The sequence below is a fragment of the Rhodopseudomonas telluris genome (assembly GCF_042432815.1).
GTDB lineage: Bacteria > Pseudomonadota > Alphaproteobacteria > Rhizobiales > Xanthobacteraceae > Rhodopseudomonas > Rhodopseudomonas telluris.
The window spans coordinates 1,090,592-1,114,117 of the sequence record NZ_JBHLWM010000008.1; the positions used below are offsets into that span (position 1 = coordinate 1,090,592).

The following is a 23,526-nucleotide window of genomic DNA, read 5'->3' on the forward strand; positions in this document are numbered from 1 at the left end:
CCCTGGTGCAGCTTCGTCCGGGAGCGAACGTTTAGCTCCCGGCTGGCCAGCAAGCCGCCCCACATGCAGTTTTCTCGGATCAGCCCCGTCCTGCATGAGGGCGATCAGGCTTGATCGCGCGTACCGATCCCATTAGTTGAAACCTCGAGCATCGCACGAGGGCTCCGATGATCACAGATGCTAATCATCCGCGCGATACGACGAGCCCGGTCTCCGCGATGCGCCGGGAGTACCCGGACAAGCACGCTCTACCGATGCACTCACACGCCCATGGGCAGCTGATCTTTGCGACGACGGGGGTCATGGAGATCACTGCGAACGACAAGCTATGGCTGGTGCCGCCACAGCGCGCGGTGTGGATGCCGCCCGGCGTCGAACACCGGATGCGGGCGCGCGGCCCGGTGGCCCTGCATACGCTGTATGTCCGTCCCGATACCTGCCCGGCGCGCTTTGCCGACCAGCCTCTTTCGGTTCCGGTGTCCGGCCTGCTTCGTGAGCTGATCGTGCGGATCACCGCGCGGCCGGAGCATTGCGACATCAACGGCCATGGCAGCCATATGGTCCCTCTCCTGCTGGACGAGCTTCGCGCCACGTCCGAGCCGCCGTTGCATATGCCGAACATCGTCGACTGGCGCCTGGCCCGCATCTGCGAGGCCATATTGGCCGACATCGGCAACGATCTAAGCCTGGAAGAATGGGGCCGCGTGGTCGGCGCCTCGACACGTACGCTGGCGCGCTTGTTCAGGTCGGAACTGGGCGTCTCCTTCCGCACCTGGCGGCAGCAGGCCCGGGTGCTGGCGGCCGTGCCGCGTCTGGCAGCCGGCGAGCCGGTGATCGTCGTGGCCGCGGACCTCGGCTATGAAACGCCGGGCGCTTTCACCGCGATGTTTCGGCGGCTGACGGGATGCAACCCCAGCCGGTATTTCCCACGATAGCGGATCGACGTCCCGGCCACATCGCGATGCGCAGCCCTTCCTGTTGCATCTGCGGAGCGCTCGCGTCGAGCTGAAGTCGATGCGCTTCTGAATCGACTTTCTCTTCTCAGTTCGCGACGAGCAGGACAATCGCCGCCACTTTCGGACGGCTATCTCGTTGCTTGGGCCCGCCGTCGCGATCGAATTGTCCGGTTCGGCGCAGAAGATGTCCGGTCCCAGGAAGAAACGGAGGCGCGCAACCAATAGCGTGGGGCCACAAACTGATGTGGGAGTTTGGATGTGAGCAAGTTGATCATTACGGCTGCCGTCAACGGCGGGATCACCGGCCGCGACAAAAATCCGAACATTCCCTACACGCCCGAGGAAATCGCCAACGCCGTCTATGACTGCTGGAACGCCGGCGCGTCGATCGCGCATATCCATGCCCGCGGCCGCGACGGCGCGCCGAGCTACGATGAAGCCGTGTTCGAGGAAATCGTGGCGCGGATCCGCAACCGGTGCAACATCCTGATCAATCTCAGCACCTCAGGCTTCAACCTACCTCCCGACAAGGAAAAGCGCGTCGCCTGGAATCATCTGAAGCTCCGTCCCGACATCGCTTCGTTCAATTGCGGCTCGCTCAATCACGGCAGCAAGCCGTTCATCAATCCTCCCGCTCTGGCGAGAGAGTTGGCGAACGACATGCAGACATACGGCGTCAAGCCGGAGGTCGAGGTCTATCACTGTGGCATCATCGGCGAAGCCCAGGCCCTGGTGGACAGCGGTCATCTGACTGCTCCGCTGAGCTACAACTTCGCGCTGGGCATTCCCGGCGGCGCGCCTGCGACCTGCAAGAGCCTGCTGCATCTCGTCGAGAGCATCCCGCCTGGAAGCCATTGGTCGGCGCTGGCGATCGGCAAAGGCCAGTTGCCGATCAACCTGCACACCATGCTGCTCGGCGGCCATGTCCGCACCGGCTTCGAAGACAACGTCTATTATCGCTATGGCGAGCTCGCCAAGAGCAACGCCCAACTGGTCGAACGCATTGTCCGCTATGCGCAGGACATCGGACGGCCGGTGGCGTCGTCCGCCGAGGCGCGAGCCATGCTGCGCATCGCCCCGGTCAAGACGTTCGAGGAGGCCTGAGGTGTCCGCAAGCTTTCCGTCGCTGCGTTTGCGGCGCCTTCGCCGAACCGAAACTCTGCGCGATCTGGTTCGCGAGACACAGATATCGACCGACGATCTGATCCACCCGCTGTTCATCGACGAAGGCATCGACGAGCCCCACGCCATTCCGACGATGCCCGGGCTCGTCCGGCTTCCCGAACGGCAACTGGCGGAGCAGATCCGCCAGCTCGCGCGGGACGGCCTGAAGGCGGTGATGCTGTTCGGCATTTCGCACCACAAGGACGCCATCGGCAGCGACACCTGGAAACAGGACGGGCTGGTCGCGCGGATGGTGCGGACGGCCAAGCAGGCCGCCCCGGAGATGATCGTCATTCCCGATCTTTGCTTCTGCGAATACACCGACCATGGCCATTGCGGCGTGGTCGACGACGGCGAGGTCAACAACGACGCCACCCTGGCCAATCTCGGCAAACAGGCCGTCGTGGCGGCCCAGGCCGGAGCCGAGATGGTCGCGCCGTCAGGGATGATGGACGGCCAAGTCCAGGCCATCCGCGTGGCCCTCGACGCCGCTGGCTTTCAACATGTGGCCATCATGGCCTATGCGTCGAAATTCACCTCGGCGCTCTACGGACCGTTTCGCGTCGCCGCCGACTGCGGCCTCAAGGGCAACCGGGCCGGCTATCAGCTCGACCCGATGAACCAGCGTGCGGCGCTGCTCGAGGCCCGTCTGGACGAGGCGGAGGGCGCGGACTTCCTGATGGTCAAGCCGGGCCTGCCCTATCTCGACGTGTTGTCCAAGATTCGCGAGGTCTCCCTGCTGCCAGTTGCGACCTACCAGGTCGGCGGCGAATACGCGATGATCAAGTTCGCGGCCCAATCCGGCGCGATCAACGAGCGCCAGACCGTGCTCGAAACGCTCGGGGCCTTCAAGCGCGCCGGCGCCGACGTCATCGTCACTTACTTCGCCCACGACGTCGCGCGCTGGCTGAATACGTCGACTGACTCGGCGGGATTGTAACGGATCACGACGGCAGCCCGAGTTCTGGCCGCGGCTTCCACCGGGATCACGACGCCCTCGTGAGATCTCGCAGCAACGCTCTCGCCCCCGCCTGGACTCGTCCCGCCGGCGTTCTGAGTTCTTTGCCGCGGCACAAGTCGCGCACCGTCGCAACGTTTGCTCCCTACACCCATCAGTATAGTTACGCCGCTCCCTGTTCGCTGCGATGCTGCAGCAACACCAAGATTGACAGGGGTGCCGATATGTCCTTCTCGCAACCGAGCCGACGGCCGTCCGACATGTCCGTCATTGATCCGGCGTGTCATGAGATCGCACGGCTGATGGCGGTGATGGGACACGACTTGAAGCAGCCGCTGCAGATCGCGATGCTGTTCATCGAACGCGCGCTGCAGGACGATCTCGCGACGGCGGCGGCCCAGCGGCTCTCGGTCGCGATGAAGGCACTCGGCCGTCTCGATCTCGAACTGAGCGAGCTGGCGTGCGCGTCGCAATATCGGACGAGTCCCGACGCGCTCGAGCAGACCGTCGATCTCGAGCAGGTTCTCGGCAAAGTCGAGCGCGACTGGACCGAGTATGCCGGCGCGACCGGCGTGCAACTCATCATCGAGAAGCCCGCGACCGCCGTGCGATCGAACGGCCCCATGTTGCAGACCATCCTGCGCAACTTGGTCGGCAATGCCATAAAGTTCTCGCCACGAGGTAGCTGCGTGTCGGTGCGCTGCGAGGCCGACGCGCGCAGCGTGACCGTCGAGATCACCGACACCGGCCCCGGCATCTCGGAAGCCGACCTCCGCCGGATCTTCGATGCCTTTCAGCGCGGCGACAAGGTCGGCGACACATCGGGCCTTGGGCTCGGTCTTTACATCGTGCGCGAGACCGCCCGCCTGCTTCGTCACCCGATCACCGTGCGATCGGTCGAGGGCGAAGGCTCGACCTTCGCGGTGGTCCTTCCGCGCTGTCTCGATTGACCAGAGCACGCTGTCGTCACGCTCAGTCGGACGGGTTGCAAACTTGCCAACAAGCCGCGCCGTGATCGCCGTGCTGCCGAAGCCGCTGCAACCCAACGCCTTGATCGACCGGATCAAGCACGCGCTGGACCGCGACGCCTGAGACTGCTCCGCCGATCAGTCGAGCAGCCTGCCGCGGGATGCGTTGAGCACCCTGCGATGCCCGGCAACTCAAGATGCCCCTGTCGCCGCCGACCGCCATCACCACAGGTGCCGGCGGATTGCTAAAGAGCCTTCAGCGCCGCAACCGATCGGCTGCGGCGCTGATAACTCGCCATCAATAGCCGAGCGCCAGACCATCCTTGCGATGATCCGAGGCGCCGAGCAGGACGCCGCGTTCGCGGTCGATGCGGATCGCCTGGCAGCCGCCGATCGCCTCCTCGGTCCAGCGCGTGGTGTGTCCCCGGCGCTGCATCTCGTCGTGGATGTCCTGGCCGATCGTCGTCTCCAGCGCCAGCGCACCGTCGAAGCAGAAGCTGCGCGGACGCTCGGCCGCGGCCTGGATGTCGAGGCCAAGGTCCAGCACGTTCGAAATGAAGTTGGCGTGCCCCGCGGCCTGATAGTGGCCGCCCATCACGCCGAACGGCATCACGGCCTGATCGCCCCGCATCAGCATGCCGGGGATGATCGTGTGCATCGGCCGCTTGCTCGGCGCCAGCGAATTGGGATGGCCCGGCTTGGCGCGGAAGCTCCAGCCGCGATTGTGCAACAGCACGCCGGAGTTCGGCGCGTAGATGCCGCTGCCGAACGGATAGAAGATCGAATTGATCAGCGACACCGCGTTGAGGTCGCGATCGACCACCGTAACGTACACCGTGTCGCGATGTTCGGTGTCGAGCCACGGCTGCGCCTCACCGGCGCGATCCATCGTGATCGCCTGCCGAATCCTGCCGATGACGGCGTCCGACAGGAAGCGGGCGGGCTCGAGCGGGCTGGTCGCAGGATCGCAGAAATACGCGTCGCGCGTCGCATAGGCGGCCTTGGTGGCTTCGGCGAGCAGATGAATCCGATCCGCCTCACTGAGCTTGCCGACCTCGTAGCCTTCGAGCACGCGCAGGATCATCAGCGCCGCGAGACCCTGCCCGTTCGGCGGACATTCCATCACCGTATAGCCGCGATAATCGGCCGAGATCGGCGTCACATCCTCGCTGCGGTGCGCGGCGAAATCATCGACGCGATGAGCGCCGCCAAGCTTGCGCAGCACCGCCACCATTTCCTCGGCGACTTCGCCCTCATAGAAGCCGGCGCGGCCTTCCCGCGCGATCTTGCGCAGCGTCGCGCCGAGCCGCGGCTGCGAGCGCACGTCGCCGATCTCCGGCACCTTGCCTCCGGGCAGAAACTGCGCAGCGGCGTTGGGATCGATCTCGACGCGCTCGCGAAACCGCCGCCAATCCGAGGCGACGCGCGGCGTGACGCAGAAGCCCTGCTCCGCGGCCTCGATCGCCGGCGCCAGCACATCGGCCAGCGGCAGGCTGCCGTGGCGCTCCATCAATGTGCACCACGCGTCGATTGAACCCGGAATGGTGACGGCTTCCGGCGATGTCGGCGGGATGTCGCGCGAGTCACCACTTGCATACTTTTCCGCGTCGGTCCCGGCCGGGGTGCGGCCGGAGCCGTTCAGCGCGATCGGACGGCCACCGCGCGGCGCGATCAGGGCGAAGCAATCGCCGCCGATGCCGGTCATCTGCGGCTCGACCACGCCCTGCACCGCGACCGCGGCGACCGCGGCATCGATCGCGTTGCCGCCACGACGCAGGATATCGACCGCCGCCAGCGTCGCGCGCGGATGCGACGTCGCCGCCATGCCGTTCTGCGCCACCGCAAGCGAGCGGCCGGTCTTGTGAAAATCGCGCATTCTTCGTTCCTTGTTGAATTCAGTTCGTGGCTGATAGCGCCGGAAACAGCGCGCGGCAAATCGGGCCATGCCAATCCTGCAAGGCCGATGCCGGAGCTGCGGCAATGATGGCCACCGCCGCAACTGCACCGAGTATCAGGCCCGCGCCGATCGCAATCGGCGGCCGCAGCACCGCCCCGGTCCCGCGATGATGACGGCAGCTGCCTTCCGCCGCGCCCCCGGAGCCGCGCAGCACGACCTGCACGGCGCCGAGCAGCAGCGCAATCAGACAGCACATGCAGGGGTCAGCCGGCGTGGCAGCAGGAGCTGCCGCCGTTCGCCTCACCATGCAGCACGCTGCGCGCATTGCGCTCCGGTGCGATGTCGCTGGCCGCATTGGCGGCGAAGAAGCCGACCGGCTTCATCGTAAAGCCGGCATATTCGACCGGCATCACCGGGAAATCCTCCGGCTTGCAGATGTGGGTGTGGCCGAAACTGTGCCAGACCACGATGTCGGCATTCTCGATCGGGCGGTCCTGCGCGACGTAGCGCGGCAAGCCGTCGCCGCCGGCGTGGACGTTCGGATAGTCGCCGCTGGCGTATTTTTCGGCCGGATCGAACGCCGTGACCCAGACGTGCTTGGTGGCAAAGCCGCCGCGCTTGCGCACGTAGCTCTCCTCCTGTGCCAACATCAACGGGCTCGGCATGACGACGAGCTTGTAGGACGGCGCATTGCCCACGGAGTTTTTCACGTTCGGATTGCTGATCTTCCAGAACCGTCCCGTCTCGCCATTGGCGACCGCAGTGCCCTCGCTTTCCTTGGTCATCACCCGCGTGGTTGTATCGAACACGTTGCCGTACGGATTGTCGGGACCGAACGGCCGCGGCACGAAATCGTGCTCGGTCACGGTGTTGCCGCCGCCGTCGAGGTCCATGTGCATCCGCACGTTGAAGAAGTGCTGGTGGGTCGGGCCGCCAAGATTGTCGTCGACCATGCCGCCCCATTTGTAGCGCTCGCCCGGCTGCACCGCGGTGGTCTGAATGATGCCGGTGAGCTTGGCTTCGAGCTGAATGGTGCCGTCCTGATAAAAGTACCAATAGAAGCCGTAGTCGTAGTTTCCGACGGTCGCGAAGAAGCTGATCACCAGCCGCCGCGAACGCCGAACCTCGAACAGGCCGTTGCGAAATTCGTAGTGCTTCCAGAGGATGCCGTAATCCTCCTCATGCATGCAGATCGCGTTCTTCATCACGAACGGCGCGCCCTTGTCGTCGGCGGCCGGCACGTCGAAATAATGGATGTGACCGAGGCAGTCACAGCCGAGTTCGAGCGCATTGGCGAGCATGCCGAGGCCGTACTCGCCGGCATCGAAGGCGGACTTCCAGAAGTGATTGGGATTGGGATCGGCGTACGGCACCACCATTTCGGTGACGCTGGCACGATGAATCATCGAACGCTTCCGCTCGCCGTCTTGATAGCCGAGCTGATGCAGCACCAGGCCTTCGCGCGGCGTGAAGCCGACGCGGAAATTCCATTTCTGCCACTCGACGTTCCAGCCATCGACCTTGAAGCTGGCGCCCTCGGGCTGCTCGATGTGCAGCGGCTTGATGTCGGTGCGCGGATTTTTGATCTCATGCGCGCCGTAGTTCCGCTTCTTGCGGGGGATCGGAACGATCGGATCCTCGTCGAGCAGATCGACCACCTTGCCGGCGATCAGGTCCACCACGGCGACGACACCTTCGATCGGATGCGCGTAGGCGTTGTCCTGCGGATGCTCGCGGAAGAAGCTGGTGGCGCGGACGATGCGGGCGCCGCGTTCGAATTCCTTGTCGAAGAAGCCCGAGGAAAACGGATCGACCTGCACCAGCTCGATCTCCGCCTCGCTCAGACCACGGCGCTTCATCGCGGCGCGCCAGCCGGGATCGGCCTTCACCACCGCGTCGGTCTTGTAAAACTCTTCGAGCATCACCGGCGGCTGGCCATACGGCGGCTGGCTGTTGGGCTGCACTTTGCGCGACAAGATGGTCGACGACGCGACGTCCACGATGTGCTCGGCCGCCTCGCCGTTCGAGACATCCAACGTCAGCACGAAGGCACGGCGCGGCAGCATGGCGCCGGCATCGAATTCGCGCAGCTCCGACTTGAGAGGCTCCTCGAGCCGCACCGTCGGAAACCGGCAATGCTCCGGCGATGGCGCAGCGTCCCGCACGACATTGCAGACGGTCGCGATCTCCGTTTCGGTGAGCGGGTCCAGTGGATGAGGCGCAGACGCCTTCAGCGCGGGCTCCTGCGGTCGCTCAGTAGCTTCAGACATCATCTGGGACATGGTTGGCTCCATCCTGATCCGGTCGTGTTACATTCAGACTGTGGCGAGCGCGCGGAACCGCTCCTGGCCGGGAGCGGCCGCGAACAGGGCGCGTGTGTAGTCGTGCTGCGGGTGCTGCATGATCCCCGCGGTCGGGCCGCTCTCGACAATCTCGCCGTGACGCATCACCATGATGCGATCGCAGAGTTCGGCGGCGACGCGCAGGTCATGAGTGATGAACAGCATCGCCAGCCCGAGCCGCGCGCGCAGATCCGCGAACAATTTGAGCACCTGGGCCTGAACCGTGACGTCGAGCGCCGAGACGGACTCGTCGGCGATCAGGATCTGCGGTTCGCTGACCAGCGCACGGGCAATGCAGATCCGCTGGCGCTGGCCGCCGGAGAATTCATGCGGCAGGCGGTCGAAGATATCCGTATCCATGCCGACGAGTTCGAGCAGCGCCCGCACCTTCTCTCGCGCAACTTCGGCGGGCACGCCGAAATTGACAGCCCCCTCGATCAGCGAACGGCCGACCGGAAGGCGCGGATTGAGCGAGCGATACGGGTCTTGGAACACGACTTGAATGTAGCGACGCTGCAGCCGCAGTTCTTCCTGACCGGCCTTCGAGATGTCACGCCCCATCAGCAGGATCTGCCCTGCCGTCGGCGTCGCGAGCCGCGCGACACAGCGCGCGAGCGTCGACTTGCCTGAACCGGATTCCCCGACCACGCCGAGAATTTCGCCCTGGTTCAACGTGAAGCTCGCGCCCTTGAGCGCATGCGTCGTGGTCGATGCACCGAACAGCGACCGTCGCCCGTACACCATCTCGACATTGCGAACGTCGAGAACCGGTGCCGCAGCCTCGGCCCGGGTTTCCCCGGACGCCTTTCCCTTCGGAACGGAGTCGATCAGCAACCGCGTATACGCCTTCTCCGGCGACTGCAGAACCTTTGCAGCCGGCCCGCTTTCGACCAGTTCGCCGCGCTGCATCACCACGACCTGATCGGCGATATCCGCGACGACGCCGAAATCGTGCGTGATGAACAAAACACCGATGTTGCGGCGCTCGACCAGCGACTTGATGAGGCCGAGGATCTGCTTCTGTGTCGTCACGTCCAGCGCCGTGGTCGGTTCGTCGGCGATCAGCAGCGACGGTGACAACAGGAGAGCCATCGCGATCATCACGCGCTGGCGCTGTCCGCCGGACAATTGATGCGGATACGCATTCATCACCCGCTTCGGATCGCGGACCAGCATATCCTCGAGGGTCTTCAGGATCAGGGCATCGAGTGCACCGCGCGACATCGGCGTCTCGCCGTGAAACTCCACCACCTCGGCGAGTTGCGACCGGATCGTCATCACCGGGTTCAACGCCGTCATCGGCTCCTGGAAGATCATCGCCATCCGGCTGCCGCGCAGTTTCCGCAGCCGCTCAGGATCGGCACCCAGCAGTTCCTGCCCGAGCAGACGGATCGAACCGGCCCGCGCCGTCAACGCGTCGGGTAGCAGCCCCATTACGCTGAACGACGTCACGGACTTGCCCGACCCGGACTCTCCGACGATGCAGGCGATCTCGCCCGGGCCGATCTCCAGGTCGAGACCGCGCACGATCGGCTCGGCGGATGGATCGTCGCCACGGCCGACGACGAGGCCCTGGATGGTGAGAACCGGTTCGGTCATTTGAGGCGCCCCACCGACTTGGCCAACCGAGGATCGAGCAGATCGCGCAAGCCATCGCCGATGCGATTGATCGCGAACACGGTCAGCACGATGCACAGACCGGGCAACAGCATCAGCATCGGCTTGACCTGGAACACCAGGCGCGCGTTCGCCATCATGTTGCCCCAGCTCGGCACCTCGTCGGGCATGCCGATGCCGAGGAACGACAGCGAGGCTTCGATCAGGATCGCCGACGACGCGATAAAGGTCGCCTGTGCAATCAGGGGGGCGAGCACGTTCGGAACCATGTGCCGTGCGATCAGCGTCGGCGTCCGCGTGCCCATGCTGACTGCCGCCTCGATGTAGGGCTCCTCGCGCACGGTCAGCACGATGCTGCGCACCAGGCGCGCCACCCGCGGAATTTCAGGGATCGCGATCGCAATGCAGATCGTCACCAGGTCGGCCCCGAGCGCGCCGATCATCGCCACCGCAAACAGGATCGCGGGGATCGCCATGACGCCGTCCATTGCGCGCATCAACAGCCCGTCGATCCACCGCACCGCGCCGGAAATCAGCCCGAGCAGAGCGCCGAACACCACAGCGAGCAGCGCAACGACGCCGCCCACCAGCAATGAAACCCTGCTGCCATAGATCAGCCGGCTATAAACATCGCGGCCGAGATGATCGGTCCCGAGCCATGCCGCGGCGCTCGGCGGCTTCAGCCGCAGACGCGGCTGCACAGCCGCCGGATCGACCACACCGAGCGCTCCGGCAAAGATCGCGATCAGGATCAGCGCGCCGAGCACGACCAAGCCGAACAGCATGGCTTTGCTGCGGAAGATCGCCGGCAAGGAACGCGCGCGTGTCCGTGCGGCGACCGGCGATGCCGTGGCGATCACACTCATGACAGCGAAATCCTCGGGTCAAAGGCTGCGTAGCTGAGGTCGATCAGAAGGTTGATCAGCACGTAGACGCCCCCGAACACGATAATGACGGCCTGGATCACCGGATAGTCGCGCGCCATCACCGAGTCGACGGTGAGCCGACCGAGCCCGGGCAGATTGAAGATGCTTTCCGTGATCACCACGCCGCCGATCAACAGCGCAACGCCGATACCGATGATCGAAACGATCGGCACCGCGGCGTTGCGCAGCGCGTGCCGGAAGATCACCACCCGCTCGGGAAGCCCCTTCGCGCGCGCAGTGCGCACATAATCGTCGGACATCACCTCGAGCAGACTGGTCCGCGACACCCGTGCGATCAGCGCGACATAGACGAAGCTGAGCGTGAGCACCGGCAGCGTCAGATGCCACAGGAAGCGGCCGAGGCCAGCCGACAACGGCGCGTAGCCCTGGACCGGGAACAGCCCCGCCTGCATCGACAGCACATAGATCCACACGTAGCCGACCGCGAAGGTGGGGACCGCGAAGCCAGCGGTCGTCATCACCGAGGTCAGCTGATCGACGATCCCGCCGCGCCGCCAAGCCGCGTAGACTCCGAGCGGCACGCCGATGACGACAGACACCAGCATGGTGAGCAGCGACACCGCGATCGTCGGGGCCGTATGCTGACCGATCAATCGCAGCACCGGCGTGCCCGACACGATCGAGGTGCCGAGATCGCCTTGCACGACGTGCCAGCCCCATTGCAGGAACTGCACGATCAGCGGCTGATCGAGGCCGAGCCGCGCCCGGATGGCCGCGATCACTTCGGGCGACGCATTGTCGCCGGCGAGTTGCGCCACCGGATCGCCCGAACTGATGCGCAGCAGCACGAACGCGATCAGGGCGACCGCAACCAGCACTGGCACCGTCGCTGCGACGCGCCGCCCGATGAGGAGCAGGACCCGCACCTCACACCTTCTCGACGTTCCAGAACAGCGGCGCCGGCGCGGCAATGATGCCGGTCAGCGCCTTGGAATGGCACACCGGCTGCTTGATCAGGCCGCCCGGAATGTGCGTCACGACCTCGTAGGCGCGGGCCTGAATCGCGTCGGCGGTCGCCTTCTGCGCCTCCGGGTTCGGCTCCATCGCGAACTTGGCCCGCAGCGCCTCGACCTCGGCATCCTCCGGCCAGCCCGGAATGCCGCTCGCTTTGCCGCGGGTGTCGATCAGGGTGTTGGTGAGCGGATTCATCAGGTCCGCCGTCGTCGTGACATAGTGATAGACTGACCAACCGCCCTGTGCCGCAGCATCGGTCTTGGCGCGCCGCGCCAGGATCGATCCCCAATCCATCGTCAGAACCTGGACGTTCATGCCGAGCGCGCGCAGCTTCTGCGCGGTCACGGTCGACGAGCCGTACAGCATCGGCGAGTCGGTGCCCTGCATCATCACGACCGGCGCACCGTTGTAGCCGCCCTTCTTGAGCAATTCCTTGGCGCGCGCGAGGTCCGGCTTGCCGTTCCAGCCGGACTCGGAGGCGAACGGCGTGTTCGGCCCGAACATCGCCGCGCTGGGCTGGTAGTAATCGGGGTTGCCGACCTGCGCCTCCAGCCAGTCGACCTGATCGCTGGCGTACATCAGCGCCTGCCGGGTTTCCGGTCGATTGAACGGCTCGGTCAGCCAGTTCATCCGCACCACCGACATGAAACCGAGCGGATTGTAGTCGGCGACCACGAGCTTCTTGTCCTGGGCAAGCTTCGGCAAAAGATCGTGCGGCGGTGCTTCGAGGAAATCGATCTCGCCGTTCGATAGCGCATTGGCCGCGGTCTGCATGTCCGGCATGCTGATCCACTCGTAGCGATCGACCTTCACCACCTTGCCGCCGGCGAGCCCGTCCGGCGCTTCGGCGCGCGGCACGTAGTTCGGATTCCGCTCATAGGCGGCGCGGCTGCCGGGCTGGAATTCGGATGCCAGGAAGCGGAACGGCCCCGACCCGATGAATTCGGTGACCGGCTGCTCGGGAGGCTGCTGCGCGAGCCGAGCCGGCATGATGAACGGGAAGATGCTCGCCGGCTTTGCCAGCGTCTGCAGCACTTGGCCGTAAGGCGATTTCAGCACGATCTGGAAGGTGCGCTGATCGACCATCCTGAACTCGGCCACATAACCCATCATGCGACCGCCCATCGTGTCGCGCTTGCCCCAGCGCTGCAGCGACGGGACGACGTCGGCCGAGGTGACCGGGGCGCCGTCGTGGAACGCCAGCCCCGGGCGCAGCACGAAGGTGTAGGTCAAGCCGTCCGAAGAGACCTCGTGGCTCTCGACCATCTGCGGACGGACCTGAAACTTCGAATCCATCGCGAACAGCGTGTCGTAGATGTTGAGACCGTGATTGCGTCCGGTCCATGCGGTGTTGATCACCGGGTCGGTCGCGCGCAGCGGTGCGTGCATCACGGCGCGGATCGTCTTGGACGAAGCTCCCCGCGCGATGGTGGGCATCATCCCGGCCGCCAGACTGGCGGCACCGGCTTTCAGGATCGTGCGGCGATTCAAGGTCGTCAGCATGGAGAGCTCCTGGTGCAAATCGATTGATTAGGATGCGGCGACATGCGCGGCGATCGCGCGGTAGGCCGCAAGCCAGCGCAGGTCGAGAGCGATGTCCATCGCCTTCGGATGCGTGGCGAGCTTGACGATGACGGTGTCGGTTTGAACGTCGACGTAGATCCACTGGCCGTGGATACCGATTGCGGCAAGGTCGCCGCGCGCGGGATCGATCGTGTACCACTTGCTGCGATAGCGGGCGCCGGGGAAGATCTCGGCGAGATCACCATCGGCCCAGGCCTGCGAGTCGCCGTTAGTGTGAATGTCGTCGATCCACCAGCCGGGCACGACCTGCCGCCCGGCGACGTTGCCGCGGCAACGGATCATTTCACCAAACCGCACTAGATCGCGTGCGGTGGCCGAGATGCCGCCCGCGCTGCGCGACGCCCCGAGCGCATCCAACGTCATCGAGGCGTTCTCGGCCGCCCCCATCGGCTGCCACAGATACTCGGACAGGATCGCCGGATAGGAGGCGCCGCAAGCGCGCTCGTAAACCCAGCCAAGCACGTCGGTGTTCGGCGATACGTAGTGAAACACCTTGCCGTGCGGCTTGCCGCTCGCAGGCATCCGGGCGAGCAGGCTACGCTGATCAGTAACCTCCACTCCGGGCGGAGGCAGATCCCAGCCGGACGCATAGCGATAGCGGGCCACATCGCCCGCTGGATCTTCGTAGTTCTCTTCGAAGGCAATGCCGACCGTCATGTCGAGCAGATGGCGCACGGTGCAGCCGTCATAGGCGGAGCCTTTCAGCTCCGGCAGATAGCTCACCACCTGTGCATCCGGGTCGATCAGACCGCGCCCGACAAGTACACCGCCGAGCGTGCCGGCAATCGATTTGCTCACCGAGCAAATCAGATGCGGCGTGGCGGCCGTCATGCCGTCGCCATACCATTCATGAACCAGCGCGCCGCGATGCATTACCAGCAGCGCGTCGGCGAACGTCTCCTGCAGGGTCGCGGAGACGGAGGTCTCGGTGCCGTCAGGCGCCACGAAACCAAGGCCGAGGATCTCGCGCGGCGCCATCGGCAGCGGCGAAGCCTGATCCGCGCGGCGGATCTCCGCGGTCGGAAGCAATTCCCTGACGTGGGTGAAGCCCCACCTGATGGCTGGGAAGGTTCTCCAATTGGCGCGGGTCACCTGCGCCTGCGGGGCAGCAGGGCTGCCGCGCATGATCTCGCTCGGTCGCATCGTCAACTCCCGGCGCTGCGGATTTTGATACCGTCCAAGGGGACGACTGCAGCGCGCGAGAGGTATCTGAGCCCACCGACCGCGATGGGCGTTATCGAAAATCGGCAAATCTTTAAACGATCACGCCCGATGGGTTCGGTTTTGGCGTAAATCTTGCCTAATGTCAGCAGATGCAAAGCACCGCTGCTCTATCGCCACCTACATCAACCGCCGGAAATTCGGCCGCGTTGCCGCGCGGTGCCGAAGAAAGCCCGCGTTCGCAGGTCTTGCAGGCGAGCAGCACCGACGTCGACGAACATTGCGCGAGCCTTGGCGCCTGGCGACTTGCTTACGATCAGATCAGCGCCGGCGCATTTCGCGGCAGCTTCGCTCTGCTGTCGCTTCCCCGTGTCGAAGTATTTCGAGAAAACACCAGCCAGCAGGTCCGGCAATACGGTCAGCTTGGCGTGGATCGGTTCGGCATCGCCCTGCCCTGGCAAGCCAGCGGCGAGGTCAGCTTCAACGGCGTCAGTATCACGCCGACCCGAGTGATCGCCTGCTTCGATGCCGAAGTCGACATGTGCACGCCGGAACAGTTCGAATTGCGGGGTGTGGTCACAAGCGCCAAACTGGTTGAAGAACTTGCCGACACCCTCCGCATCGCCCTGCCCCAGGATGCTTGGCACCAACTCCGCGCTATCGAGATGGAAACTGCTGCACTGCAGCGGCTTCGGCAATTATTGACCGACGTCTACGACACGCTCGCCGCCTCGCCGGACGCATTTGACGAACCGTCTCTGTTTCAGGCGATCGAAGACGCAGTCCTGGTGGAGATCACCGACATGCTACCGACAGCGCGGCCGTGCGACGAGGTGCGCAGCGCTGCAGCGCGCAAACGCACGGTCGATCGCGCTTGCGAGCTGATGCTCGCGACCGGCGACGAAGCCGTGTCGATCCTCGATGTCTGCAGGCATGTCGGCGTCAGCCGGCGAAAGCTGAACTACTGCTTTCAACACGTGCTGGGCACTACGCCGATCGCCTATGCACGTGCGGTCCGGCTCAACCGCGTACGGCGCGACCTTAAACACTGCCGCGATCCGCACACCGGCGTCTACGATGTCGCCGCCAGCCACGGCTTCTGGCACTTCAGCCAGTTCTCACTCGACTACAAGCGGCACTTCTGCGAGCTGCCGTCGGAAACTCTGCGCCGCGGCCGCGCGGCGTAGAGATGACGGTCTATTGGCGACGCCGAGATTTGGACTTCGGCTGCGCGACAGGCTCCTGCGCCCGCTCGATCGAGGTCAACCGCCCGGCAGTGAACGTATAGATGCCGGCCCGCGGCCCCTTCGAATAGGTCAGCACCGCGACTCGGTCGCCGCGCGGATTGGTCGAGAGGCTGACATTGTCCGGCGTACCCATGCCGCGGGCGACATCGCATTCGGTGTGATTGAGCGCGACCGTACCGCCGCGGTTGGCGGCTGCATCGGCTTCCGCGCCCGGCTGCGGCATGCCGGGGCACGCGCCATCGGCGCTGATCAGGTCTTCCGGCGTCACCGGCTTGTCCGGCGTCAGCGGCGGCGTCTCGATCGAGATGTTCTTGATGAACACGCGGCCAGGGCGCGAGAACCATTCGGCATCGCGCGAGAAATAATCCGACGCGTTCGAACAGCCCGCGAGCAGCGGCGCCGCCAGCACCAGCGAGAGCATCACTGGTCGGCAGGAAAGCTTGTGTTGCACGATTGATCTTATCCCATCCCGCTGCATCAGCATCCGTCCAAACATCGCTTTACGGCACCACCGTGACCGGCACGGCGTAGTGCGCGGAAAGCTCCAGTCTATCGTTAACCGCGTCGGCGAGACTATTGCCGACGCTGCCATCGTCCTTCCGCGTCGGCCTGCCAATAGGTCACATCGAAGCCCCGCGCCTTGCACTGCTTCCAGGCGTCGCGCGCCATGGCGACGGCATCGTCGTCGTCGCCATCGAACAGCAGCACCATGCGGTCGTAGCTCTCCGCGTCGGCCGGCAGCGCCGCGCTGTCGAGCAGGAACCGCACCGATGCGGCGTTCGGATTGCTGTCCTCCGCCGTCAGAAGGATCGGCTGCTGTGGCGCGTCAGGGACGCGCCACGTGGCATGCGGCAGGAACGAGTCGTCGCGATAGGTCCACAGATGACCGTCGAGCGCATCCGCGCGCTCCTCCGACCCCGCCTGCACGACCACCCGCCAGCCACGCGCAAGCGACTTCTCGAGCAATGGCGGCAGCACCTGCTCGATCGTCCGTCCCTGCAGATGATAGAACAGCACTTCGGTCATCGCGTCCCGCGGCTACTTCTTGGCTTCGTAGTACTCCGCAACGAGCGAGTTCAGCAGCCGCACGCCGTAACCCGAACCCCAGCTGCGGTTGATGTCGGTCTTGGGCGCGCCCATCGCGGTGCCGGCGATGTCGAGATGCGCCCACGGGGTGCCGTCGACGAAGCGCTGCAGGAACTGCGCCGCGGTGATCGAGCCGCCGTTGCGCGAGCCGGTGTTCTTCATGTCGGCGAACTGCGAGTCGATCTGCTTGTCGTATTCCGGGCCGAGCGGCATCCGCCACACCTTCTCGCCGGTGGATAGACCAACTTCCGTCAGGCGCTGCGCCAGTTCGTCGTTGTTGGAGAACAGGCCGGCGTGGTCGGTGCCCAGCGCCACCATGATGGCGCCGGTCAGCGTGGCGAGATCGACCATGAATTTCGGCTTGTGTTTCTGCGCCACGTACCACAGCACGTCGGCAAGAACGAGGCGGCCTTCGGCGTCGGTGTTGATGATCTCGATGGTCTGACCCGACATCGAGGTGACGATGTCACCCGGCCGCTGCGCATTGCCGTCCGGCATGTTCTCGACCAGGCCGATCGCGCCGATCGCGTTCACCTTGGCCTTCCGCGCGGCGAGCGCGTGCATCAGGCCGACGACGCAGGCCGCGCCGCCCATATCCCCCTTCATGTCTTCCATGCTGGCCGACGGCTTGATCGAGATGCCGCCGGTGTCGAAGCAGACGCCCTTGCCGACGAAGGCGATCGGCTGTTCGCCCTTCTTGCCGCCGTTCCAGCGCATGATCACGGTGCGGCCGTCATGGGCCGAGCCCTGCGAGACGCCGAGCAGAGCTCCCATCTTCAGCCGGGTCATCGCCGCGACGTCGAGAATCTGCACCTCGACGCCAAGCTTCTTGAGCTGCGCGGCGCGCTTGGCGAACTCGTCCGGATAGAGGACGTTCGGCGGCTCGTTCACGAGCTCGCGGGCAAGGATGACGCCATCGACGACGTGGCTCTCGGGGGTGAAGGCCTTCTTCGCCGCAGCGACATCCGCGACCGCGATCGACACCGCAGTGTTGACCGGCCCCCGCTCGTCGTCCTTCTTCTTGGTCTTGTAGCGGTCGAACTTGTAAGCGCGAAGCCGGATGCCTGAGGCAATCGCCGCAGCCTGCTCGGGCTGCATCGCGGCGGCCGGCAATTCGGCGATCACGGTGATGGCGGTGTCGCCGCTGCCGATCTTTCCAGCGATCGCGCCGCCCAGCTTCAGAACGTCGAACTCCTTCAGATCCGTCGCCTTGCCGGCGCCGATGACGATCAGCCGGCCGACCTTCAGCCCCTCGGGCGCCAGCACATCCAGAGTCGAGCCCGACTTGCCCTTGAACTGGCTGGCGGATGCGGCCCGCTTCACGGTGGCGGCGGCAATGCCCAGCGCCTTGCTGGTGGCCGATCCGAACTTCAACGCGTCGTCACAGAACACGACCAGCGTGCCGCGGACAGCAGCAGAAAACGGGACGAAGCCGACCTTGACGGCGTCGGACATTGGCATTCCTCCAAAAAGGCGGGCCGTGACGAAAACGGCGGGGTGCAACGTGCTGTTTTGGAGCCCTGCGCCCTCAAGTCAAGCTGACATCTGCGTCATGCTGTTGTGTCGCGTATAACAATCAGGCGATTCTCTTCTCAGCCGCTCTCAAACGCCCGGACCGGGAACGCTCGCGATTGCCGCAAGACGGTGCAGAGACACCTCCATCCAGCCCCAAAGCGTGGCGCCGGGGGTACAGTCGGGCAAGATTAACCATGTCCAGAAGCCGCCGCCGGTCAGCCATTTTGTTGACAGATCAGATAGATGGTAATGTGATCGTGGGACAGCCCGCGAGGTTGGCCGCCTGGGGAGGACTCGGTTTCGGGTCCTGGCGGCTCATCCCGGGACAGGGGAATTCGCCGGCCGATGGGCTCCATCGATAGCTATATTTTCCGCACGACCCTGACGTCGTTTGCGGTGGTGATGGCCAGTCTCACCGGCGTGATCTGGATTACCCAGGCTTTGCGCGGCATCGACCTAATGACCAGCCAGGGCCAGACCATCCTGACCTTTCTGGGCCTGACCGGCCTCGCCGTTCCCGTCCTGATTCTCGTGATCGCGCCGATCGCACTGATGATCGCAGTGGCGCACACGCTGAACCGCCTGGCCACGGATTCAGAGATCATCGTGATGAATGCCGCCGGCCTGTCGCCGTTGCGGCTGTTCCGCCCTTTCGTTTACGCCACGCTCGTAGTGTCGGCGATCGTCATCCTGATCGGCGCCTATATCGCGCCCGACGGCCTGCGCCGGATCGCGCGATGGGACAGCGAAATTACCGCGGACGTGCTCGCCAACGTGCTGCAGCCGGGCCGCTTCGCCCAGCTCGAGCAGAATCTCACCATCCGTGTCCGCGAGCGGCAGCCCGGCGGGCTGTTGGTCGGCGTCTTCATCGACGATCGCCGTGATCCCAACGACCGCGTCAGCATCATTGCCGACCACGGCACTGTGCTGAAGAACAGCGAAGGCTCTTTCCTCGTGCTCGAGGACGGCCATCTCGAGCGCTTCCAGGCCGGTCAGCAGGAACCGGCATTGGTGGCGTTCAGCCGCTACGCGTTCGACATGTCGAAGTTCTCGCGCGCCCGCGATGTCGCCTACGGCATCCGTGAGCATTATCTCTGGGAACTGATGTGGCCCGACCCTAACGATCCGCTGCTGAAGCAGTTGCCGACGCAATTCCGTTCGGAAATGCACGACCGGCTGTTGGCGCCGATCTATCCGTTCTTCTTTGCCGCCGTAACCTTCGCGTTCCTCGGTCTCGCTCGCACCACTCGGCAGAGCCGCAACTTCTCGATGATCGGTGCGGTGCTGTGCGCCTTCGTGGTCCGGCTGGCCGGCTTCGCGCTGTCGGTCATCGCCAATCAGACACCTTATGTCGCGGGTCTGCAATATCTGTTGCTCGTCATTGCCATCGCCGTCAGCGTCTGGCTGATCCGCCGGAACGTCGTGATCGAGCCGCCGGCCCGACTGGTCGATGCCCTGAATGCCCTCACTGCATCCCTGAGCCGGCTCGTCCGGCGTCCGATGCCGGCTTGAGGTGCCCGTGATGGTTTTGAACACGCTCGGACGCTACCTCGCCGCCCGGTTCGTCATCTCGGCGCTCGGCGTATTTTTCGGACTGTTCGTGCTGCTGGTGTTCGTCGACTACATCGACCTGCTCCGGCGCGCCGGCGGTCTTGCGGTCTCGGCGCTGACCATCGCGCAGGCTTCGTTCTATCGCGTGCCGCAACTGCTCGAGCGGCTGCTGCCGTTCTGCATCCTGATCGGCGCCATGACCTGCTATCTGGCACTGTCGCGGCGACTCGAACTGGTGATCGCACGGGCGGCTGGCCTTTCGGCCTGGCAATTCATCTCCCCGGCGCTGTGGAGCGCGCTCGCGCTCGGCGTCTTCGCCAGCGTCGTGTTCAATCCAATGTCAGCCTACATGCAGGAGCGCGCCAAGCAGATGGAAGCCGAGCTGTTCGGACAGGGCTCCGGCAGCTTGCAGGACGCCAACGGCTTCTGGATGAATCAGGTCAGCCCCGAGGGCCAGGCCATCATCAACGCCGCCCGCAGCCAGCAGCAGGGCGCGGTGCTGTCCGGCATCAGCGTGTTCCGGTTTGAGCCCGACTTCCAGTTCAAGGACCGAATCGAAGCCCGCGAAGCCGTGCTCGAACCGGGCTATTGGCTATTGAAAGACGTGCGACGCTACACGTTGGATGACGCTCCGGTACAGCAGGACACCCTCAAGTTGCCGACCGCCCTTACCTTGGCTCAGGTCCGCAACAGCTTTGCCACCCCCGAAAGTGTGTCATTTTGGCAACTTCCGTCATACATCAAAGCGTCAGAAAGCTCCGGCTTTGCGACGTCGGGGTATCGGCTGCAGTACCATAAGCTCTTGGCAAAGCCGTTTTTGCTGGCTGCGATGGTCATGCTAGCTGCTTCTGTCAGCTTGCGATTCTTCCGTTTCGGCGGCGTGCAAAAGATGGTTTTGAGTGGCGTGGGGGCAGGCTTTCTGCTCTATATCCTGTCGAAAGTGACTGAGGATTTGAGCAAGGCTGAGTTGATGCATCCGCTTGCTGCAGCGTGGTTGCCCGTGTGTGTGGGCGGTCTCGCTGGATTTCTGGCCTTGCTGTACCAGGAGGACGGGTAGTGGCCATGATCGCCGCCCTCCGCGATTTGCTGCCGTTTTCGCGGCGGTGCACCATCGTGCGCCGTAAGCGATCGCTCATGGCTAGCTGCGCGATTCCGCTCGCCGTTCTGCTGCTCGCCGGCGCCGCCGATCTGGCGACGATGTCGTCGGCCGACGCGCAGGGTTACACCTACAATCCGCGCCCTGCCCGCCCGCGCCCGCCCCAGGCGGCGAACAACGGGCAGATGCTCGTGCAGGCGACCGAGGTCAATTACGACTACAACAACAAGCGCGTGTCGGCTGTCGGCAACGTGCAGATGTTCTACAACGGCACCTCAGTCGAGGCCGATCGCCTCGTTTACGACCAGAACACCAAGCGTCTGCGGGCCGAAGGCAACGTCCGGATGACGGACGCGACCGGTCGGATCACCTACGCCAACATGCTCGATCTCAGCGACGACTACCGCGACGGTTTCGTCGATTCGCTGCGCGTCGATACCGCCGAGGATACGCGGATCGCGGCGTCGCGCGCTGACCGGACCGACGGCGACTACAACGTGTTCCAGAACGGCGTGTACACGGCCTGCGCGCCCTGCAAGGACAATCCGAAGAAGCCCCCGCTGTGGCAGGTGAAGGGCGCGCGGATCATCCACGATCAGACCGACAAGATGCTGTATTTCGAGAACGCCCAGCTCGAGTTCTTCGGCGTTCCGATGGCCTATCTGCCGTACTTCTCGACTCCCGACCCGACGGTGAAGCGGAAGACCGGCTTCCTGATGCCGTTCCTGACCTCGAACAGCACCTTCGGCGTGGGCTTCGAGGTCCCGTTTTATTGGGCCCTCGCCCCTGACTACGACCTGACGTTGACGCCGCGCATCACGACCAAACAGGGCGTGCTGATGCAGGCGGAATTCCGCCAGCAGTTGCTGAACGGCGCCTATCAGATCCGCGCATATGGCATCAGCCAGAGCGATCCGTCGGCATTCGCCGGCCAGCCAGGTGATCGCAATTTCCGCGGCGGCGTCGATACTCAGGGCCAGTTCGCGCTCAACGACAAATGGGTATTCGGCTGGGAAGGCGTTCTGCTGTCAGATCGCGCCTTCTTCCTCGACTACCGGCTATCGCAGTATCGCGATAGCTGGGGCACCTTCCTCAATCAGACCACCGAAGCGACGTCGCAGATCTATCTGACGGGCGTCGGCAATCGCTCGTACTTCGACCTGCGCGCCATTCACTATCTCGGCTGGGCGGCGGCCGACATTCAGGGGCAGATCCCGGTCATCCACCCGGTGCTCGACTATTCGAAGACGCTCGATCACAACATCTTCGGCGGCGAGTTCAGCTACAAGACGAACTTCACCAGCCTGAGCCGCCAGACCGCGCAGTTCGACCCGATCACCACGATCGCGAACACGTCGGGGCTGTGTCTGAACACGTCGGCCGACCCGGCCGCGCGGATGCCGTCGAGCTGCCTGCTGCGTGGCATCCCCGGCACCTACACTCGCGCGAGTTTCGAAGGGCAATGGCGCCGGTCGTTCACCGACTCCTGGGGCCAGATCTGGACCCCGTTCGCCTCGCTGCGCGCCGACGCGATCGACTCGTCGATCTCGAACCAGCCGGGCGTGTCCAACTATCTGCCGGTCGGAGACACCCAGGCGTTCCGGGTGATGCCGACGGTCGGACTGGAATATCGCTACCCGTTCATCAACGTGCAGCCGTGGGGCACCACGACGATCGAGCCGATCGCTCAGGTCATCATCCGGCCCAATGAAACCTATGCGGGCAAGCTGCCGAACGAAGACGCGCAGAGCATGGTGTTCGACACCAGCAATCTGTTCAGCGTCGACAAGTTCTCCGGTTATGACCGGGTCGAAGGCGGCGGCCGCGCCAACGTCGGCATTCAGGCGACCACGCAGTTCGATCGCGGCGGCGCGATCAACGTGCTGTTCGGCCAGTCCTACCAGTTGTTCGGCATGAACTCGTATGCGGTGAAGGACATCACCAATACGGGCCTCGATTCCGGCCTCGCCACCCCCCGCTCCGACTATGTGGCGCGGGTGTCCTATTCGCCGAACTCGACCTACAAGTTCACGACCCGTGCGCGGTTCGACGAGGCCACCGGTGCCGTCAATCGCTTCGAAGCCGAGGCCTCGGCCTCGTTCAATCGCTGGTCGATCAGCACCATCTACGGCAGCTATGCGGCACAACCCGATCTGGGCTTCCTCACCCGCCGTCAGGGCATCCTGACGACCGGTTCGGTGAAGGTGGCGTCGAACTGGGTGGTGTCGGGCGGCGCGCGCTGGGACCTTGAGGCGAACCGTATCAACCAGTATATCGTCGGGGCCGGTTACGTGGACGATTGCTTCGTCCTCGCCCTGAACTATGTGACCGGTTACGCGTACACCAACTACGGAACCACGCCGACGCTCAATCACTCGGTAATGCTGCAGATCGGGTTGCGCACCATCGGAATGAGCGCGATGCAGCAGAGCGTATCTGGCGGGTCGAGCGGCCTACAGTAACGCCGGGCCGCCGGGGGGAAC

19 protein-coding genes are annotated in these 23,526 nt (G+C 64.5%); 8 read left to right on the forward strand and 11 right to left on the reverse strand.

What is annotated here, in order from left to right; all coding sequences use genetic code 11:
• Nucleotides 1-167 precede the first annotated feature (167 nt).
• From ACFFJ6_RS22500 to ACFFJ6_RS22515, 4 genes are all read left to right on the forward strand, one after another.
• Entirely contained in the window at nt 168-935 is a 768-nt protein-coding gene (locus ACFFJ6_RS22500) for an AraC family transcriptional regulator (RefSeq protein WP_378392012.1), read from the forward strand.
• A 279-nt stretch (nt 936-1,214) separates the two neighbouring features.
• Nucleotides 1,215-2,060, forward strand: coding sequence for a beta-keto acid cleavage family enzyme (locus ACFFJ6_RS22505; RefSeq protein WP_378392014.1), 846 nt, complete (start codon nt 1,215-1,217; stop codon nt 2,058-2,060).
• Between the two features lies 1 nt (nt 2,061).
• A complete protein-coding gene (gene hemB, locus ACFFJ6_RS22510; protein WP_378392016.1) occupies nt 2,062-3,060 on the forward strand; it encodes a porphobilinogen synthase in 999 nt (332 codons plus the stop codon).
• 278 nt (nt 3,061-3,338) lie between these two features.
• Nucleotides 3,339-4,028, forward strand: a complete 690-nt coding sequence (locus ACFFJ6_RS22515) for a sensor histidine kinase (RefSeq protein ID WP_378392018.1) — start codon at nt 3,339-3,341, stop codon at nt 4,026-4,028.
• 316 nt (nt 4,029-4,344) lie between these two features.
• Here ACFFJ6_RS22515 and ggt read toward each other — a convergent pair whose 3' ends face one another.
• Genes ggt through ACFFJ6_RS22555 form a run of 8 tightly spaced genes read right to left on the reverse strand, consistent with a single transcriptional unit; the run spans nt 4,345 to nt 14,530 of the window.
• The gene (gene ggt / locus ACFFJ6_RS22520; RefSeq protein WP_378392020.1) at nt 4,345-5,922 is read right to left on the reverse strand and encodes a gamma-glutamyltransferase; all 1,578 of its coding nucleotides are present in this window, start codon (nt 5,920-5,922) and stop codon (nt 4,345-4,347) included.
• 19 nt (nt 5,923-5,941) lie between these two features.
• Complete coding sequence (locus ACFFJ6_RS22525) at nt 5,942-6,166, reverse strand: hypothetical protein (protein WP_378392023.1); 225 nt, start codon at nt 6,164-6,166, stop codon at nt 5,942-5,944.
• Nucleotides 6,167-6,206: 40 nt separating this feature from the next.
• Entirely contained in the window at nt 6,207-8,216 is a 2,010-nt protein-coding gene (locus ACFFJ6_RS22530; RefSeq protein WP_378392274.1) for a primary-amine oxidase, read from the reverse strand.
• A gap of 42 nt (nt 8,217-8,258) precedes the next feature.
• Nucleotides 8,259-9,884: an ABC transporter ATP-binding protein gene (locus ACFFJ6_RS22535; protein ID WP_378392025.1), complete on the reverse strand. Its 1,626-nt coding sequence runs from the start codon at nt 9,882-9,884 to the stop codon at nt 8,259-8,261.
• A complete protein-coding gene (locus tag ACFFJ6_RS22540) occupies nt 9,881-10,768 on the reverse strand; it encodes an ABC transporter permease (protein WP_378392027.1) in 888 nt (295 codons plus the stop codon). Before ACFFJ6_RS22540 ends, ACFFJ6_RS22535 begins: the two co-directional genes overlap by 4 nt.
• Nucleotides 10,765-11,715: an ABC transporter permease gene (locus tag ACFFJ6_RS22545; RefSeq protein ID WP_378392029.1), complete on the reverse strand. Its 951-nt coding sequence runs from the start codon at nt 11,713-11,715 to the stop codon at nt 10,765-10,767. The genes ACFFJ6_RS22540 and ACFFJ6_RS22545 overlap by 4 nt, the downstream gene beginning before the upstream one ends.
• Before the next feature lies 1 nt (nt 11,716).
• On the reverse strand, nt 11,717-13,306 hold the full coding sequence (locus ACFFJ6_RS22550) for an ABC transporter substrate-binding protein (protein WP_378392031.1): 1,590 nt from the start codon (nt 13,304-13,306) through the stop codon (nt 11,717-11,719).
• Nucleotides 13,307-13,333: 27 nt separating this feature from the next.
• Nucleotides 13,334-14,530: a serine hydrolase domain-containing protein gene (locus ACFFJ6_RS22555; protein WP_378392033.1), complete on the reverse strand. Its 1,197-nt coding sequence runs from the start codon at nt 14,528-14,530 to the stop codon at nt 13,334-13,336.
• A 170-nt stretch (nt 14,531-14,700) separates the two neighbouring features.
• On the opposite strand from ACFFJ6_RS22555, the gene ACFFJ6_RS22560 reads away from it, so the two are divergent.
• Nucleotides 14,701-15,735, forward strand: a complete 1,035-nt coding sequence (locus tag ACFFJ6_RS22560; protein ID WP_378392035.1) for a helix-turn-helix domain-containing protein — start codon at nt 14,701-14,703, stop codon at nt 15,733-15,735.
• A 10-nt stretch (nt 15,736-15,745) separates the two neighbouring features.
• Here the strand turns inward: ACFFJ6_RS22560 and ACFFJ6_RS22565 are convergent, their stop codons facing one another.
• From ACFFJ6_RS22565 to ACFFJ6_RS22575, 3 genes are all read right to left on the reverse strand, one after another.
• Nucleotides 15,746-16,246, reverse strand: a complete 501-nt coding sequence (locus tag ACFFJ6_RS22565) for a hypothetical protein (protein ID WP_378392037.1) — start codon at nt 16,244-16,246, stop codon at nt 15,746-15,748.
• Nucleotides 16,247-16,368: 122 nt separating this feature from the next.
• Nucleotides 16,369-16,821, reverse strand: coding sequence for a DNA polymerase III subunit chi (locus ACFFJ6_RS22570; RefSeq protein WP_378392039.1), 453 nt, complete (start codon nt 16,819-16,821; stop codon nt 16,369-16,371).
• Between the two features lie 12 nt (nt 16,822-16,833).
• A complete protein-coding gene (locus ACFFJ6_RS22575; protein ID WP_378392041.1) occupies nt 16,834-18,336 on the reverse strand; it encodes a leucyl aminopeptidase in 1,503 nt (500 codons plus the stop codon).
• Between the two features lie 405 nt (nt 18,337-18,741).
• Here ACFFJ6_RS22575 and lptF point away from each other — a divergent pair, with 405 nt between their 5' ends.
• From lptF to ACFFJ6_RS22590, 3 genes are read left to right on the forward strand one after another with little or no spacing between them, the layout of a single operon-like run.
• Nucleotides 18,742-19,908, forward strand: coding sequence for an LPS export ABC transporter permease LptF (lptF, locus tag ACFFJ6_RS22580; RefSeq protein WP_378392043.1), 1,167 nt, complete (start codon nt 18,742-18,744; stop codon nt 19,906-19,908).
• 10 nt (nt 19,909-19,918) lie between these two features.
• Complete coding sequence (gene lptG / locus ACFFJ6_RS22585; protein ID WP_378392045.1) at nt 19,919-21,004, forward strand: LPS export ABC transporter permease LptG; 1,086 nt, start codon at nt 19,919-19,921, stop codon at nt 21,002-21,004.
• A 5-nt stretch (nt 21,005-21,009) separates the two neighbouring features.
• Nucleotides 21,010-23,505: an LPS-assembly protein LptD gene (locus ACFFJ6_RS22590; RefSeq protein ID WP_378392276.1), complete on the forward strand. Its 2,496-nt coding sequence runs from the start codon at nt 21,010-21,012 to the stop codon at nt 23,503-23,505.
• Nucleotides 23,506-23,526: the final 21 nt, after the last annotated feature.

Excerpts from the sequence above, each read along its gene's own strand:
- ACFFJ6_RS22550 (WP_378392031.1), bottom strand. The coding sequence starts at position 13,306 with ATGCTGACGACCTTGAATCGCCGCACGATCCTGAAAGCCGGTGCCGCC.
- ggt (WP_378392020.1), bottom strand. The coding sequence starts at position 5,922 with ATGCGCGATTTTCACAAGACCGGCCGCTCGCTTGCGGTGGCGCAGAAC.
- ACFFJ6_RS22530 (WP_378392274.1), bottom strand. The coding sequence starts at position 8,216 with ATGATGTCTGAAGCTACTGAGCGACCGCAGGAGCCCGCGCTGAAGGCG.
- ACFFJ6_RS22560 (WP_378392035.1), top strand. The coding sequence starts at position 14,701 with ATGCAAAGCACCGCTGCTCTATCGCCACCTACATCAACCGCCGGAAAT.
- ACFFJ6_RS22500 (WP_378392012.1), top strand. The coding sequence starts at position 168 with ATGATCACAGATGCTAATCATCCGCGCGATACGACGAGCCCGGTCTCC.
- ACFFJ6_RS22590 (WP_378392276.1), top strand. The coding sequence starts at position 21,010 with ATGATCGCCGCCCTCCGCGATTTGCTGCCGTTTTCGCGGCGGTGCACC.
- ACFFJ6_RS22540 (WP_378392027.1), bottom strand. The coding sequence starts at position 10,768 with ATGAGTGTGATCGCCACGGCATCGCCGGTCGCCGCACGGACACGCGCG.
- ACFFJ6_RS22575 (WP_378392041.1), bottom strand. The coding sequence starts at position 18,336 with ATGTCCGACGCCGTCAAGGTCGGCTTCGTCCCGTTTTCTGCTGCTGTC.
- lptF (WP_378392043.1), top strand. The coding sequence starts at position 18,742 with ATGGGCTCCATCGATAGCTATATTTTCCGCACGACCCTGACGTCGTTT.
- ACFFJ6_RS22535 (WP_378392025.1), bottom strand. The coding sequence starts at position 9,884 with ATGACCGAACCGGTTCTCACCATCCAGGGCCTCGTCGTCGGCCGTGGC.
- lptG (WP_378392045.1), top strand. The coding sequence starts at position 19,919 with ATGGTTTTGAACACGCTCGGACGCTACCTCGCCGCCCGGTTCGTCATC.
- ACFFJ6_RS22555 (WP_378392033.1), bottom strand. The coding sequence starts at position 14,530 with ATGCGACCGAGCGAGATCATGCGCGGCAGCCCTGCTGCCCCGCAGGCG.
- ACFFJ6_RS22515 (WP_378392018.1), top strand. The coding sequence starts at position 3,339 with ATGTCCGTCATTGATCCGGCGTGTCATGAGATCGCACGGCTGATGGCG.
- ACFFJ6_RS22570 (WP_378392039.1), bottom strand. The coding sequence starts at position 16,821 with ATGACCGAAGTGCTGTTCTATCATCTGCAGGGACGGACGATCGAGCAG.